Source organism: Hyphomicrobium sp. 1Nfss2.1, from assembly GCF_965243865.1.
Classification (GTDB): domain Bacteria; phylum Pseudomonadota; class Alphaproteobacteria; order Rhizobiales; family Hyphomicrobiaceae; genus Hyphomicrobium_A.
Window position 1 is genome coordinate 1,102,481 of the sequence record NZ_OZ251603.1, and the last position, 15,856, is coordinate 1,118,336.

At 61.9% G+C, this 15,856-nt stretch carries 11 protein-coding genes; 7 read left to right on the forward strand and 4 right to left on the reverse strand.

What is annotated here, in order from left to right:
* Positions 1–372: 372 nt before the first annotated feature.
* Together ACP15D_RS05530 and ACP15D_RS05535 are read right to left on the reverse strand one after the other, a co-directional pair.
* A complete protein-coding gene (locus ACP15D_RS05530; protein WP_424956551.1) occupies positions 373–2,805 on the reverse strand; it encodes an autotransporter outer membrane beta-barrel domain-containing protein in 2,433 nt (810 codons plus the stop codon).
* Between the two features lie 776 nt (positions 2,806–3,581).
* Positions 3,582–5,159: a winged helix-turn-helix domain-containing tetratricopeptide repeat protein gene (locus ACP15D_RS05535; protein WP_424959175.1), complete on the reverse strand. Its 1,578-nt coding sequence runs from the start codon at positions 5,157–5,159 to the stop codon at positions 3,582–3,584.
* A 205-nt stretch (positions 5,160–5,364) separates the two neighbouring features.
* On the opposite strand from ACP15D_RS05535, the gene ACP15D_RS05540 reads away from it, so the two are divergent.
* From ACP15D_RS05540 to ACP15D_RS05570, 7 genes are all read left to right on the forward strand, one after another.
* Positions 5,365–6,120: an SDR family oxidoreductase gene (locus ACP15D_RS05540; protein ID WP_424956552.1), complete on the forward strand. Its 756-nt coding sequence runs from the start codon at positions 5,365–5,367 to the stop codon at positions 6,118–6,120.
* 46 nt (positions 6,121–6,166) lie between these two features.
* The gene (locus tag ACP15D_RS05545) at positions 6,167–6,595 is read left to right on the forward strand and encodes a hypothetical protein (protein ID WP_424956553.1); all 429 of its coding nucleotides are present in this window, start codon (positions 6,167–6,169) and stop codon (positions 6,593–6,595) included.
* On the forward strand, positions 6,595–7,347 hold the full coding sequence (locus ACP15D_RS05550) for an SDR family NAD(P)-dependent oxidoreductase (protein ID WP_424956554.1): 753 nt from the start codon (positions 6,595–6,597) through the stop codon (positions 7,345–7,347). The genes ACP15D_RS05545 and ACP15D_RS05550 overlap by 1 nt, the downstream gene beginning before the upstream one ends.
* A 43-nt stretch (positions 7,348–7,390) precedes the next feature.
* On the forward strand, positions 7,391–8,290 hold the full coding sequence (locus ACP15D_RS05555; protein WP_424956555.1) for a helix-turn-helix transcriptional regulator: 900 nt from the start codon (positions 7,391–7,393) through the stop codon (positions 8,288–8,290).
* 124 nt (positions 8,291–8,414) lie between these two features.
* Complete coding sequence (locus tag ACP15D_RS05560; RefSeq protein WP_424956556.1) at positions 8,415–9,350, forward strand: MBL fold metallo-hydrolase; 936 nt, start codon at positions 8,415–8,417, stop codon at positions 9,348–9,350.
* A 109-nt stretch (positions 9,351–9,459) separates the two neighbouring features.
* Positions 9,460–10,290, forward strand: coding sequence for an alpha/beta fold hydrolase (locus ACP15D_RS05565; protein ID WP_424956557.1), 831 nt, complete (start codon positions 9,460–9,462; stop codon positions 10,288–10,290).
* 81 nt (positions 10,291–10,371) lie between these two features.
* On the forward strand, positions 10,372–11,577 hold the full coding sequence (locus ACP15D_RS05570; RefSeq protein ID WP_424956558.1) for an NAD(P)/FAD-dependent oxidoreductase: 1,206 nt from the start codon (positions 10,372–10,374) through the stop codon (positions 11,575–11,577).
* A 719-nt stretch (positions 11,578–12,296) separates the two neighbouring features.
* Here the strand turns inward: ACP15D_RS05570 and ACP15D_RS05575 are convergent.
* A complete protein-coding gene (locus ACP15D_RS05575) occupies positions 12,297–13,256 on the reverse strand; it encodes a hypothetical protein (RefSeq protein WP_424956559.1) in 960 nt (319 codons plus the stop codon).
* Positions 13,253–15,844: a fimbria/pilus outer membrane usher protein gene (locus tag ACP15D_RS05580; RefSeq protein ID WP_424956560.1), complete on the reverse strand. Its 2,592-nt coding sequence runs from the start codon at positions 15,842–15,844 to the stop codon at positions 13,253–13,255. The genes ACP15D_RS05575 and ACP15D_RS05580 overlap by 4 nt, the downstream gene beginning before the upstream one ends.
* Between the last annotated feature and the right edge of the window lie 12 nt (positions 15,845–15,856).

Below are 15,856 nucleotides of genomic sequence, written 5' to 3' on the forward strand. Positions count from 1 at the left end.
TTGCGCCAGATCAGACAAGCAACGGACTGAGAAATCCCCCTTAAGCTCGCAGGGAACTCCGTTGTAATAATCCGCCTTGGCTCACGAATGGGCGCGCACTGAATAGCTCGCTGCGGAACGAGGCCACGGCTGATCTAGTATCTCTGCATCGAATTATATACGACGCGATTGAGATTGCGCAGAAGCTCGACATCCGACAACGGACTCACGTTCGCGAGCGGACTTGGTCGGCGATCGTCGCCCTGTTTTGGCTACCCCGCCGCTGGGCGCGCACTGCGGGCCAGTCTACCGAACGCAACGTTGGCGCTGCCGACGTCGCTGCCGCGAGACCGCCAAGCGAAGTCGCAAGGCCCTCTAGAGGCTCGTCGCGAGCTACCACCCAAGCTTGACGCCGATCTTGCCGTTGTAGGCATCGCCCTCGGCACCGGCACCAAGCCCTATCTGGTAACTCGCCGATGCGTAGATCGCCGTATCGGCCGAGACCTGCGCCGTGAATCCGGCATCGAGCGCCAGAGTTGGCCCGAACAGGTCAGCCGTGAACGGAACGAAACCCTGCTCCGACGAGAACGACGTCGTCGGATCGCCGAGGAACTCGTACCAGAGACTAGGCCGCACCCAGCTCGTGAACACGCCTGACGCCACGCCGCCAAATTCCGCCATGCTCGACGTCTTCACGAAGCGCGCACCGATCCGACCCAGTAGCGAGTTCGCATTCGCGAACCGTACCGCCGCGCCGATGTCGGACGCATCACTGATATCGACCGTCTGGAATGCAACCTGCGCCTGCGGCTCTACCGAGAACCCACCCGAAAGCAGCAGCGGATAGCCAGCCTCTAGCGAAGCGCCGACACCCGCTCCGTTGCTGGTCAGCTTGGGAAGGCGCGTCGATTTCGCATCTGTGTCGTACCAGGTACCGATGAGAAGCGCGTCGAGATAGGCGCCTTCCGCGGTGAAGTGGGTCCAGTATCCGCCGAAGCTGTAAGCCATGAACGTGTCGCGGCCAGCGTTGCTGCCGTCGAAATGGTCGACATCGCCGGTCGCGTTGCCGATCGCGAAAAAAGCCCCTGCCCGGTCGCCAGCCCCACTCGCCTCACCGCTGCGGAAGAAATCGCTTCCCGCCTGCAGGGCCCAGAAGTCGTAGTCAAAGGCCGGACCATCGCCATAGATACCGAGCGCATGCCCGTCATGATCTCCGTGCTGGCCGATGACGCGGCCCCAGCCGCGCTCCGCGTTGCCTCCGAAGCCGGAGAACTCATCCCCCATACGCTCGTGCAGCGTGTCGAGCATCAACCGACCATAGAGCAGCATCATCGCTGGCAACGCGGTGTAGAGCGAGGCTTCCGAACGGTAGGCAGGCGTATCGTCCTCGAGTGTGGAGCGCAGATACCAGTTGTCAGGAGCCGAGCCATCGGCCGCGCCACGGTAGAGCGAGTATTCGTAGGGGCCAGCGACGACGGGTCCCGCGAGCGCGAACGCTCCGGCTGCTGTGGTGGCACCATTCACCGTATCGATGATGAGAATGCCGCTTGCGACAGTCTTGGCTCCGGAACCGCCGACATTAGTGATCGCAATGCCGGTGCCGCCGGTCGCGGTGCCGGAATCTATGACGAGCTTGTCAGATGGCGAGGCGTCCGAGCCAAGCCGCGTGTCGAGTTGCAGTCTGCCCCCTTGGCCAACGTAGCTGCCGACGACTGTAAGCGTGTCGCCGGGACTACCGTTGGCGAGGTCGATGGTCCCGGCATTAGTGACGAGCACGAGTTGCCCGCTAGTGAACGGCGTAATGGCGCTACTGGCACCATCGGCATAAAGCGTGCTCGAAGCATCGATCGATAGGGAGCCTGTGCCAGTGTCGGCGCCCCCAAGCACGAAGTCGCTATCGAGCGCGACGTATGAGCCGCTGGCGAGCGCGACTGTCTCCCAGTTCTGGAATCGAGCGATGCCGGAAATGACTGAATGCGCAAAGCTGAGGAGATCGGTACCCGCTCCGCCGTCAATGAGCGTCGTGCCGGCGAGGTTGGCAGCACCGAGGTTCGACAGCGTCGCCCGATCGGCTCCTGCACCCAGACCGATGGACCCGGTGATTGCGCCGCCGCTCCAGGCAAACGTGTCGGTGCCCGTCCCCGTAGTGACGCCGTTTCCGATCGTTCCACCCGACATCGTAAAGCTGTTGGTGCCGTTGCCGAGATCGACCTCGCCACCGATGCTGCCCCCGACGAGAGTGAACGTATCGTTATTCTGCCGCGTAACGACGTCGCCGACGATGGTTCCGCCTGACATGAAGAAGACGTTGTTGCCGACGTTCATGTCGACTGAACCGATCGTGCCGCCTCTAATCGTCGCGGAATCGCCGTCCGTAAAGGCGCCGACAATAGTTCCGCCCGTCATGACGAACGTGTCGAGCCCGCCGCCCTGGTCCACCGCACCCACCGAACCAGCGCTCATCGTGAAAGTGTCGACGCCGTCGCCCTGACTGACCGTACCGGCGATGGCGCCGCCGGTCATCGTGAAGAAGTCGACCCCATCGTGGGTCGTTATGCCAGCGCTTGTCGTGCCACCCGTAAAGGTGGTGGTACTAGTGCCGTTGCCGAGAAATTCAAAGTCGACGTAGCTGCCGCTCGCAACCGCGAGCGAATTATTCCCCGCGGGAATGACGATCGGCACATTGACGGGATCGGGCGGGATGGCAGCCTCGCAGATAACGTCGAGGCCACCGCTAATCGGCGCAGCGGAGCATCCGGCTGCTGCCGGGCTCACCCAAAATACCGACAACGGAACAATGAGCGCCAACGCGGCTGCGAGACCCACCGCGCTCCGGTGGAGCAGCCTCTTATCTGTCAGCATCCGGATCAACAAATATTGCGGGTATGGGAACGCGCCTCAAAGGCAACCGCTTAACGAATCACACCCTTAGATTACATCTCCGCTGCCTAAGTCGTCTTAGTCCGTCGCCAAAATGCGCCAAGTCGCAATCGAGTGACGGCTGGACCGTGCCAGCGGAGCGACAATCGGGTTCGACAATCGCCAAGTCCAAGCGATGCCTGCGGGCAGCCTGACTGAATGAATTGGGGCAAATCCGGCACCCGGCGCGCAGCCTATGGACTGACGCCAAAACGGTGCGCTCAGCGCGTCAATGACTGGATCGCTTGCGCAGCCAATTGACACCCAAGCGGAACGGCAAAAGATTGGTCGGAGCGAGAGGATTTGAACCTCCGACCCCCAGTCCCCCAGACGCGCGTGACCAAGAACCACTGCTCTAAGTTGGTTCAAAAAACGGGGCGAGCCGACTGACCTTCCAAGTATTTTTCGTCTCTTATTGTGCCACTACTATAGTCTCTTATTGTGCCACTACTATAATGGTATCCCAAGGGGCGATGTCTCCAAATCGGTGCCAAACCACACCACAGGCAGCCGAGCGGGGCCGGTCCAGTAGTTGGTCGTGTTCCATTGTCTGTCTCCTTTCTTGAGAGACAGAGCAGCATGCGCCTAATGCAATAGAAAATTTGATCTCGCGATCGGGTATGGCCAACTTCTCATGAGCGGCTAGCCGTACGGGGCACCATCTAGGTACGAAGGTTGCCTGCTTACTCTGCCAGTCCAGCTTTCCGCAGGCCGTCGGCGAATATCGAAAGGTGCTCAGGGCGCCTGATCGGCAACCAATCCGTAACATTTGAAATGCGTAGCGCTGGATCGAGCCGCCGCAACTCGTCGATTGCGCGACTAGCGTCCTCGCGGCGACCTCCAAGTGCTCGCGTCACGGCGATCAGTGCCACGACCATGAGAAAGCTAGGCAGATTGCTGTATGAGCGTTCCGCCCATACAGAAGCCTTTTCGACCCGACCAGCAAACAGGTGCGCCATCGCGATGCCGGCCTGCATACGATAGAGTTCTGGGTCGACGGGGCTCAATCGCATAGCTCGCTCGAAATGCGCGATGGCGTCTTCGCATTCACCGTGCCAAGTCCGAAGGAAGCCTCCCAGAAACCAGGCTGAAGCCATATTCGGGTTGAGGAATACGGCCCTGTCGAGGAGCGCGATGCCGCTATCGAGGTCACCGGCAAGATGCGCAAGCGCATGACCACCTCGCGTCAAAGCTACCGCGTCGTCCCTGCCCAGTTCTGCGGCTAGACGCGCCAGACGAATCCCCTCGGAGGTTTCCAGATCGCGATCTTCGGTCCAGCCGTTCACCTTGCGCCAGAAATAGGACCACGCGGCCATCGCATGCGCCGCCGCGAATTCGGCATCGAGTTCGGTAGTTCTCCGGAAGAGTGTCAATGCTTCGGCTATTGACTCCTTTGTGCCCCGATGCATGAGGGCAACCCCGCGCAGGTAGCAGTCGTAGGCATTCAGATTTGCGGTCGGTTTTTTCTTGGCGCGCTCGATTTCGGCCAATTCCAGCTGTGGAGCGATCGCACCAGCAACCCTCGCTGCGATCTCATCCTGCAGTTCAAAGATATCCTCGTGCCGCCCTTCGAACCGTTCTGCCCACAGGTGCGCGCCGGTCGAAGCCTCGATGAGCTGTCCCGTGATGCGAATGCGATCGCCTGCCTTGCGCAGGCTTCCCTCCAGCAAGTAGCCAACGCCCAATTCCTCACCTACCCTCACAAGGTCGACCTCGCGACCCTGATACGTAAAGCTCGAGTTTCGCGCGATCACGAACAGCCAGCGAGCGCGCGATAACGCCGTGATGATCTCCTCTACCACACCGTCGGCAAAGTAGGCCTGCTCGGGGTCGCCGCTCAGATTTTGGAACGGCAGAACGGCGATGGACGGCCTGATCGGAAGCGGCGGTACAGGACGTGGTGTGTCTAATGCCGGGCTTGAAGCTCCGCCCACGTCGCGCTCGGATGCGGGAACTTCCGTGACTTCTCCGACGAAGCGGAAGCCCTTACGCGGAACAGTGCGGATCAGCCGTTGATCCTCGCCGCTGTCGCCGACGGCTTTGCGAACCGCGTTGATATGGCTCGTGAGGGTCGACTCCGAGACGATGCGGCCCGCCCACACGTCCTCAAAAATCCGGTCCTTACTGACCACACGATCACGATTCTGGATCAGATAGAGAAGCAGGTCGAATACTTGGGGCCCAACCGCAATCGCCTTCGAGGCCCGCGTAAGCTCGCGGCGCTCGGGGTCGAGGACACAATCAGAGAACAGGAATTGCACGTTGGACTCCGCCTGCAGCGATCCCGAGAGAGGTCGCATGATTGGATAGCATAGGGCCAGTCCCAGCCGGGGCTTTGGACGCTTTTCCAAGGTAAACTAAAGGGTATTTGAAGGTAGCCGCAAAGCCTTGCCGCGGCACCCGAGGCATTCTTCATCCAGTGGCGACGCCAGCGCGTCATGCCGTCGGAACCTTGGAGAATTTGCCATGAAGATCGTCGTTATCGGGGGAACTGGGCTGGTCGGATCGAAAGTGGTCGGACTCTTGCGTGGCAAGGGCCACGATGTGCTCGCGGCCTCGCCCAATACGGGCGTCAACACCATAACGCGCGTAGGCCTGGCAGAAGCCCTATCCAATGCAGACGTCGTCGTCGACGTTGCGAACTCGCCGTCGTTTGAGGACGGCGCGGTGCTGAAGTTCTTCGAGACTGCGGGCCGCAATCTGCTCGCCGCGGAGGCTGCAGCCGGTGTTGGCCATCACGTGGCGCTCTCCGTTGTGGGCGCGGATCGACTGCCCGAGAGTGGCTACATGCGCGCAAAATTTGCGCAGGAGAAGCTCATTCAGGCGTCGAATATTCCATTCACCATCGTGCGCTCGACCCAATTCTTCGAGTTCGTCGACGCGATCACCCAATCGGCTGCTGACCGAAATGCGATCCGGCTCTCGCCGGCTCTGTTGCAGCCCATCGCCTCGGATGATGTTGCGGCGGCGGTGGCCGACGCAGCCTTGAGCAAGCCTGCAAACGGAATCGTGGAGATAGCAGGGCCGGAGAAAATCCCGCTCGACGAACTGGGCCGTTTGTACCTGGCGAACAAGGCAGACAGCCGTCCGGTCGTGGCCGACGTGCATGCCCGCTACTTCGGAACTGAACTCGACGACACTTCGCTCACGCCGGCCGAGGCACCTCTGCTGGGCGTGACCCGCTTTGAAGATTGGCTGCGCCGCTCATCGGCCGAAGCCTGATCTTCTCACTCCACCTGCACCAGCGGGTCACCGCCAGGAGATACCCATGCTGAAAGCATTCTGCATATTCGCGGCGATCGTGCTCGCGATAGCCGCTATCGCCAACGGCACGTTCATGTTGCTCGACCCCGAGCGCTGGTACCTTGATGTGCCCGGCGTGACCACGACCGGACCGTTCAATCAGCACTTCGTTCGAGACATCGGACTGATCTTCCTGCTCCTGGGTGGCTCGTTCCTTTTTGGTACCGCGTGGCCGCAGCTCAGGGTCGCATTCTGGGCCGCGCCCTCGATCTGGCTCGCGGGGCACGCGCTCTTTCACTTTTGGGAAGTGGCCGCCGGCATCTGCGGTCCATCGGCCTTGGTGCGCGACTTTCCGGCGGTGACATTGCCTGCCATCATTGGGCTTTGCATCACAGCTTGGGCGATCGCAGAAGCTCGCAACGGAACGTTCGCGACCGCCGTGGAGGCCGCGTGATGGGCGTATTCGCGGGAAAGGCCGTGATCGTAACTGGTGGCAGCTCCGGTATCGGTCGGGCGGCAGCTTTAGCTTTTGCGGCGCAGGGAGCAAACGTCCTGATAACGGGCCGTCGCGAGGGTCCGCTCGCGGAGGTAGCCGCGGCTCATGCAAACATCACCGGCTTTGTTGCCGACGTGGCCGATCCAGATGACGCCGGCGGCACCATCGCAAAAGCGGTGAACCTGTGGGGCCGCCTGGATGTGCTGGTCAATAATGCCGGCGCGGGAGCCATTCTGCCACTCGAGGACGCGAGCGCGGGTCAGATAGCGAGCATCTTCTCGGTCAATGTTGTCGGGCCCAGTCTCCTGGCCGCCGCTGCGCTCCCCCACCTCGCACAAAGCAAGGGCGCGATCATCAACATCTCGAGCACGTTCGGACACAAGGCAGCTGCCGGGCTCTCGCATTACGCCGCCAGCAAGGCGGCATTGGAACATCTCACGCGGTGCTGGGCTCTGGAGCTTGCGCCCCAGGGTGTCCGCGTCAATTCCATTGCGGCCGGGCCGACCGAGTCCAACGCGCTGACCGGCATCATGGGGCTGTCCCCGGAGGCCGCTGCAGCCATCGAAGCGGAGGAGCGCGAGCACATTCCTCTCAAGAGGCGCGGAATGCCTGACGACGTGGCGAGTTGGATCGTGTCGCTCGCCGGGATGCGCTCGGATTGGGTGACGGGCCAAGTCATCTCCGTCGATGGTGGCCTGAGCGTGACTTGAACGTACCAGCTCGAAATTTCTGATCAGCATTTAGGGGCGTCCAATGGACGAGGAAGCAGCGGGCAAGAAGCGCCGCGCCGCCGATGCGGAAATGGCCCGCGTTCTGAAGACCAAGCCGCTCAACATTGTTTCCGGGCTCGACCCATCCAGCGGCGGCATCGCCCATTGGAAGCATGGCGCGCTACACGACGTCGTCCAGCCGATGGCCGATCATGTGATCATGACGTACATCGACACGATGCAGCCACTGGAGAGACGGGCGGGCAAAAGCGTTGCGAAAGGCGTGGCGCGCCCGGGCGTCGTGACGATCATCCCAGCAGGCACGAGCGCGCGATGGGACATTACGGGCGCCGTCGACGTCGTTCAGCTTTACCTTCCTCAAGCAACGATCGAACGCATTTCTGCCGAGTCCGGAAATGCACCGCCGGCCGAGCTTCTGGAGCGAACCGGCCATCTCGATCCGATTTCATCGCGCCTGCTGACCACCGCCGCGGAAGCTCTCGACGGCCACGCTACGCTGGATGTCATGTTCCGGCAGCAAATCACAGACCTCCTGGCGACGAGGTTGCTAGCTGCCCATGTCGGCGCTCCCATCGTACCGCCAACAGTATCGGGAGGGCTCTCGCCCGGCGTCCTGCGGCGTGCACTAGAGCGTCTGCGCACTGCGAGCGACGCCGACGTATCGCTGGCCGCCTTGGCCGCTGACGCGGGGCTGTCGCGCTTTCACTTCTGCCGCGCCTTCAAGGAAAGCACAGGGATGCCGCCACACGCCTGGCTGCGGCACTACCGCTTGGAGCAGGCAAAGGCCATGCTGTGCGATCCGTCCATGTCAGTCGTCACAGTCGCCGTTGCGCTCGGCTATGCGTCGCAGACGGCATTTGCTGCAGCATTCAAAAAGCTGACGGGCCTATCTCCCAGCCAATTTCGTCGACAGACGATTTGACCGCAATCGCTCTTCAATCGCCGCAATCGCTCTGGCGCACCACCTGACGCAGTTCACTAAATCATCGCCATGCCCACACGCTTTGGGCGAGCGAATGTTCAGTGACTGACCGAAGGAGACTCACATGTTGGACGTAGTTGCGAACCAGAAACCGGGGCGTGCGGTGTCGCGCCCTAACACGCCCGAAGAGTTGGTCCCATCGCGGTACGCGGTGCGGGTCGGCGAGATCAACGTTCTGGTCGTCAGCGATGGAGTACTGCCGCTCCCCACCACGATGTTGGCGCACAACGCTGAGCCGGCGGCACGGGCAGCCTGGCTGGACGACATGTTCCTGCCGCAGGACGCATTCGATTGGGCTCTGAACGTAGCCGTAGTGCGTAGCGGCGACCAGACCATTCTCATCGACGCTGGGCTTGGGTTGGATCCGGACCTGCAGTTGCCGCGGGCCGGACAGTTGGTCAAGCGCCTCGCCGCTGCCGGCATCGATTTAAGCTCGGTGACCGACGTAGTGCTGACGCACATGCACATGGACCATGTTGGCGGGCTGCTCGTCGATGGCGTGAAGGAACGGCTGCGTCCGGACCTGCGAATTCATGTCGCCACCGCCGAGGTCAAGTTCTGGGATGCTCCTGATTTCTCACACACTGCCATGCCGCAGGGCTTTCCCGACGCGCTTCGTGCAACAGCCAAGCGGTTCCTACAAGAATACGGCAGCTATCTGCGAACGTTCGAAGATCAATACGAGGTCGCTCCGGGCGTCGTCGTCCATCGAACCGGCGGACACACCCCAGGACACAGCGTGGTTCGCCTTGCATCTGGCGGAGACGCGCTCACGTTTGCTGGCGATGCCGTGTTCGCTGTCGGGTTCGAACAGCCCGAGTGGCACAACGGTTTTGAGCACGATCCCGAAGAGGCCGCGCGCGTGCGGATCCGCCTTTTGCGGGAGCTGGCCGCAACCGGCGAGATGCTGGTGGCCACGCATCTGCCGTTCCCCTCCGTTGGCCACGTCGCGATCGACGGCGACACCTTTCGGTGGGTTCCGGTCTTCTGGGATTACTGACCCCCAGTGAGCGCATCCGCTTAAGCAACTGGTCGATCGGTTTTGACCTCCTGGCAGACCGATCGACCGCCTCTAACTTTCCATACACACAAGCCGCAGGATTTCCCCCATGCCTATGATCACGACACAGGACGGCACCCAGATCTTCTACAAGGATTGGGGCCCGAAGACCGCTCAGCCCATCGTATTCCATCATGGCTGGCCGCTCAGCGGCGATGATTGGGATACGCAAATGCTCTTTTTCCTCGGCAAGGGGTATCGCGTCATCGCGCATGACCGCCGCGGTCACGGCCGCTCCAGCCAGGTCAGCGATGGGCACGACATGGACCACTACGCTGCCGATGTTGCCGCTCTCATCGAACACCTCGACCTTCGCGATGCGATCCATATCGGACACTCGACCGGCGGTGGCGAGGCAACGCGCTACGTCGCTCGCTACGGTAAAGGCCGTGTCGCCAAGCTCGTGCTTATCAGCGCTGTGCCACCGATCATGGTCGAGACGCCGGCGAGCCCCGGGGGACTACCGATCGAGGTATTCGACGGGTTGCGCAAGGAACTCGCGGCTGGGCGATCCAGGTTCTACCTCGAGTTCGCGAGCGGACCCTTCTACGGCTACAACCGACCCGACGCGAAGCCGTCCCAGGCCGTCATCTGGAACTGGTGGCGCCAAGCCATGATGGGGGGCGCCAAGGCCCAACATGACGGCATCAAAGCGTTCGCGGAAACAGACTTCACCGACGACCTGAAGGTCATCGACGTACCCACGCTCGTGATGCACGGCGACGACGACCAGATCGTTCCGCTCACTAATTCCGCACCGCTGTCGGCGAAGCTTTTGAAGAACGGAACACTCAAGATCTACCCGCATCTGCCGCACGGGATGTGCGCGACACACGCGGATCTCATCAACGCCGACCTGCAGGCTTTCATCACCGTCTGACTTTCCTCGCCGCGCCTCTCCAAACGCGCCGCCCCGGCGGTGGCGCGACGGCGATCTGCGGCCCTTGAAAGGAATTAATACATGCGGATTGTCATCATAGGCGCCGGCTTTGCTGGAATGTACGCAGCGCTCTCGGCGGCACGCTTGCGCGACATCAAGGGTGTTTCGCCCGAGGTGTTGGAAATCATGCTGGTCGCGCCCGAGCCCATTCTGGTCGTGCGGCCCCGGCTCTACGAGCCAAATCCAGAAACTCTGACGGCTGCCCTGGAGCCTGTTTTGAAGGCAGTGGATGTCGTCTATGTCCGAGGTCGGGCAGAGGCCGTCAACGCGTCATGCCGGTCCTTGGTCGTTGCCACCCCCGGCGGTGGTTGGAGTTCCATCCTATACGACCGGCTGATCGTTGCGACCGGCAGCCGTCTGTTCCGCCCGAGCATACCAGGACTCGCGGAACACGCCTTCAGCGTGGACAGTCTCGATGATGCCGCTGCGTTGGATCGCCACCTTGAAGGTCTTGCGAGCCGGCCAGCGTCGGACGCCCGAAATACCGTCGTTGTTGCGGGAGGCGGCTTCACCGGTATCGAGGTGGCGACGGAGATGCCGGCTAGGCTGCGTGAGGTTCTCGGCAAGGACGCCAAGACGCAAGTAGTCATCGTTGAGCGCAACGATGTCATTGCGCCCGACATGGGTACGGAGGCACGCCCGGTGATCGATGGAGCGCTTCGCAAACTCGACATCAAAATGCGCCTCGGCGTCGGTGTTTCCGCGCTCGAGAAGACGAGTGTCACGCTGTCCGATGGTAAGCGGATCGAGACCGAGACGGTCGTCTGGGCAGCCGGAATGCGTGCGGCTCCATTCTCGGCGCAAGTTCCGGGTGAACGCGACAACTTCGGTCGCCTGGTTGTCGATTGCGAGCTGCGCGTCGTTGGAGTTCCGGGCGTGTTCGCGACAGGTGACTCCGCTAAGGCCGCATGTGACAACGACGGAAACTTCGCGCTGATGTCGTGCCAGCATGCGACGCGCATGGGTGCATTTGCGGGCAACAATGCTGCAGCCGAGCTGCTCGGGGAAGCACCCGCGCCCTATCACCAGAAAGCCTATGTCACCTGCCTCGACCTCGGCGAGGCCGGCGCTCTGTTCACACGCGGCTGGGATCACAGGATCGAGCACATTGGCGCTGACGCAAAGAAGCTGAAGCAGGAGATCAATACCGTCTGGATCTATCCGCCGAAGCCCATACGGGCCGAAGCCCTCGCATCGGCTGATCCGCAGCGCGTGACTGATCTTTGAGGCCGCCCCGCGCGATAGACGTCTATCTGGAGATAATAGTCATGTGTCGAGAACCTTCACGATCTATGGCATTTGCCCTACCGCCTGCCAACGTTGCTCACGACGGCTTCGACGGCGTGTCGTCATTTGCCGCTGGAGCTGCACAAAAAACCTGCGGTGGAACATGCCCGACGCGGGCTGCACTACCGGTAGCCGGGCGATGTTCGACTTGCTGCTTGGCGCTGACTTTGGTCCTCCTCGCTCCCGGCGAGAAATTTGAGACTGTAACCTAGCTCCCTTGAAAACTGACGCATGCATCCTGGAGCGCGCCTCGACAGTGACGATCGAGTGGTCGATCTGTACGGCGCCACGATGAGCGGTCGGTCCCAATAACTGCCATTCGCTGCAAGTGGTCGGTGCCAGCTGGACGATCGCCGACCAGGTCCGCTGATTGGGGAAGACCGGTTGGGACAGGGCTGCTGACCTGAGACCCATCCTTCCCCCGCTCAGCCCTGGGTAAGTTGAGTCGTTGAGCCGCTCCCCAACTGGGGTCTGCCAGACTAGATTTTCCTGCCTGTTCCGGAATGCGTGACCGTACGCAGCTGACTGGCCCCCAGCACGTCAGGCGCCAAATTGCGGGCGAATATCAATCAACTGAAGATGGACCATCAGGAACAGTATTTGCTCCTTCAGATGCTGCCCATTGCCCGCGCATCGGCCCCAACCAGCGAGCTGAAGCACTACCGTGCGATGACGCTGATGGTGAGGACGTCCGCGTAAGCGCCGGCGGGCAACCTCTTGGCGGGCTGTTTCGGAGTGACGCCGACCGATAGCGGCGCGTTGGCGATCCCAGAGGGTACGATCACCGTTACGCTCTCCGCATTGCCGGTCGCTGCCAGCTGCGACGTGTCGAGCGTCACCGCCACACCGTTGATCGTCGTAGTGGCGACGTAGTCGAAATATCTCTGGAACGACCCGATGCTGACTGAGCTCGCGTTGGTGACGGCTCCATTTGCCGACGACAGCGTGACATCGGCGGCCCCCGAGCAGGTCACGTCGCCGAACGTCGCAAATTGCTGCACCAGCGATATCGTCGACCCGTTGGAGAAGTCCAGCACGCGCGTGCCACCGTCGAAAGTGGAACCGATCGTGCACGAATCCTCGATCGGAGAATTGTAATGTATCTGGGGGGGCGCGGACTGAAAACCCGTGCTCACGACAAGCACCGCGCCGTCGTAGACTTCGAGGTACGCCGACATGTCGAAGTAGGTTCCGAGAGTGTGATTGCCGTCGGGAATGACCACATAGAGATCGAACTGGCGCGCGCCCCGCGTCACGGGGATGAAGGAACTTGGGCTCATCGTGTAACTGACGACAGACCCGCCGGTCCGCAGCGTCGCAATGGAGTAGTTGATCGACTTCGTGGGATCGCTGAACAACGTCACGCGGCCTGTGGACGAGCGAATGGCGATCCGGCAATCGGCATCGCTGTTGTCGCCCGGACCTGAAAACGTAGCAGTCAGGCGGGTGTAGGCACTGGCCGTTCCGCCGTGTCGCATCGGGGGCGTCGTCTCAGAAATGAAACTGGCGAGGGTGACACTGGTGATGCCGCATGCCGCCCCGGCGGGGGACGGCAGCAAAGACACCACCAGGCCGCACAGGAACGCCAGGATGGGTGTGGCTGGGTGGCACATTTTCATGGCCGGAGGTCTCCGACACGCAGGTTGCCCCGCGCATCGTGAGGAACTTCGACCTCATAAGCCAGATCACCGCTGTCGTCGGCCACTGACAGGACCCAGCGGCCGGGCGCTAGCGAATCGACGGCGAACTTTCCCGACTTGGTCGTGAAGACCGGGACCGTGCGCTCGCCGTCACTCGCCGTTCCCGAGGCGTATCCTAGCGGCTCTCCATCGCCGGCAAGGAGGCGTCCGATCAGAGTTACGTTGTTCGCACTCCCGACCTGTAGGGCATAGCCGCTGCGGTAGGAGGGGTGCACGCCGTAGCTGCCGCTCCCCAGGCTGAGGTCCATGGGAAGGTCTGGCATGTCGTAGACGATCATGCTGTCCGAATGGGGCATAAGATCGCGGACGACGACCGGCCCTAAGCCGTCGGTATAAGCCTTCGGATTGGCGGCGTTGCCGACGACGACGTCCTGATCCTCGACGGTCTCGTGCGGATAGAGAATTGCAAAGCCGCCGTTTCCGCGTAGTGGAGCGGACACTCCAACGTGGCCGTCGGCATAGACGAGCGAAGTTCCTAGACGCGCATACGTCCTGTTCTCGGGCTGCAGGCCCTGTGCCGAACCGGATAGGAAACTCTCAAATCCCGTATCGTGCGAGACTTGAACTTCGGCTCGTTGGCCGCGATAGCCAAGCGATGGCGCAAAGCTCGTCGTGCCGAGATTATCATCGTGAGCGGTGACGCTCGTCATCCATGCCGTCGGACCATCGCTGGTCGAGTAGCCGCCTTGCAGGTAGCTGCGGTTGTTCAGCGACTCGGTGCTGGCGCTGATCGTCGCCCCCTCCCTCGGTCGCCACGACAGGCGCAAGCCCGCCCACAGCTCCGGGTCGGGGCTGTTCGACCGGCTGGCGAGGTCTTCGTCGAGCCATCGGCTGCCGAACGTCTGGTTTGAATACCCGACGGTCGCAGTGAGAGATCCCGTCTCGAAGATGCGCCGTGAAATCGACAGGTCGAGCGCATAGCGATCGCCTTGCGGCGTGTACGGGACGGCCTCGGTGTACTTCGCATCGGCAAGGTCGTAGCGCCCCGAGACGGTAAGGAAATTGTCCCACGGCAGTTGGCGCGCGTAGCTGGCGGCAAGGGTCGCCTTCTGGGCGTATGGAGAAACGAAGGTCCCGGTGATTGGTTCATAGCTTTGGCCTGGCAGACGGAAATCCGAAGCGTGTATCTCCGCCGACGCATAGAAGCTCTCCGTAGTGTCCAGCCTCAGCCGCCAGGTTGCGCGTGCGGCGGCTGCGACATCGCCTCCGGAGACACTGAGCGATCCGTCGAGGCCCCAAATCCCCCAGGGCGTCACCGTCAACCCGCCCACCGTGGCGAGCGTTGTCGTGCCGTCAGTCTGAGCCTCGCCTTCCAGCGTCAGATCGGTCAACAGGCCATGGCGGCCATAGGCGCTGGCAAAAAAGTCATCGTCCTGATAGGCGAGAGCGCCAGCGTCGAAATACGACGGCACCCCGGCGGCAACTGTCCATTCGGACCGGCCTTGGGCGAGCAGATCTTCCGCTGAATATTGCTCCAGCTCGATGGCTCGGGAGATGCCCTGGTTGTCGATGATGGTCAGAGTGATGCGGTTGGCACCCGTCTGCAGTGGCAGGTCGTTGAGCGTGTAGTTGCCCGCCGGCAGGTCGATGGCCTGCATCATCGCCCCGTTGATCGACACCTCGACACGCGAGGGACGCTCAAGCCGGAAGGATGAGCTTCCCGCCCCCGTCACCCGCTCGTCGGGTGCCAGCTTTCGGTCGCTGTGCTCCAGATAGGCACCGGCAATATCCCTGCTGCGCCCCATGAGGGCTGCCGTCGAACGGATGTCGCCAACGGTGAGGCGCAGCCGTTCGTCTGGAAAGTCACGCACCATGCGCGTGCCGCGGCGCTTGAAGCCACCTTCGGGCTCCGATGCGCAAGGAATGTTCGGCGCGCAGCCGTTGAGCTGCACCTCGGTATCGACGTCGAACTCGTGCTCGAACACGAACTGGTGGATGTTGAGAACCGATTCTCCTGAAAAGCGGACGGCCGTTTCTTCGCGCTCCCAGAAGTGCGTCGTCTCTACAGATAGGTTGGCAACAGCACTGACATCGGCAGGCGGGGTCGCGGCTACCGGCGCGCGACGCCCTGCCATGGTAATCGTCTCGGGGCTGCGTTCGTCGGCCGAAAGGTCCGTGAACAGCGCGGCGCTCGCCTCGTCGTAGCGCAGCTTCACGCCAAGGCGGCCAAGGCTGTCGAGACTTAGCAAATTGCCCGGCGCTGTCTGGAGAGCTGCAGCAGTTCGGTCCGGAAGAATGTTGCCAATGAGGGCCAGCAACTTTTTGGGGTGCACCTGCCGCGCGCCGCCAGGCGAGACACGCAATTCCAACTCTCCCAGCAGGCGCCGACCGTCATAAAGGGGCACGAACGTCCCTGACGTCACCCGCTTCTCAAGCGTTCCCGAGCCGAACAGATCGTCGGCATAGCGCGCCGCTTGTGCTGGCGGGGATGCAACACCACAGAGCACGCCGATCGTCACAACCGTGACGATCAAAGGAATGGGCCGGTTGGGACACCTGAAGTTCACGCACGTCACCGC

Coding starts and splice junctions, on each gene's coding strand:
- ACP15D_RS05570 (WP_424956558.1), top strand. CDS start 10,372: ATGCGGATTGTCATCATAGGCGCCGGCTTTGCTGGAATGTACGCAGCG.
- ACP15D_RS05550 (WP_424956554.1), top strand. CDS start 6,595: ATGGGCGTATTCGCGGGAAAGGCCGTGATCGTAACTGGTGGCAGCTCC.
- ACP15D_RS05575 (WP_424956559.1), bottom strand. CDS start 13,256: ATGAAAATGTGCCACCCAGCCACACCCATCCTGGCGTTCCTGTGCGGC.
- ACP15D_RS05560 (WP_424956556.1), top strand. CDS start 8,415: ATGTTGGACGTAGTTGCGAACCAGAAACCGGGGCGTGCGGTGTCGCGC.
- ACP15D_RS05565 (WP_424956557.1), top strand. CDS start 9,460: ATGCCTATGATCACGACACAGGACGGCACCCAGATCTTCTACAAGGAT.
- ACP15D_RS05540 (WP_424956552.1), top strand. CDS start 5,365: ATGAAGATCGTCGTTATCGGGGGAACTGGGCTGGTCGGATCGAAAGTG.
- ACP15D_RS05555 (WP_424956555.1), top strand. CDS start 7,391: ATGGACGAGGAAGCAGCGGGCAAGAAGCGCCGCGCCGCCGATGCGGAA.
- ACP15D_RS05545 (WP_424956553.1), top strand. CDS start 6,167: ATGCTGAAAGCATTCTGCATATTCGCGGCGATCGTGCTCGCGATAGCC.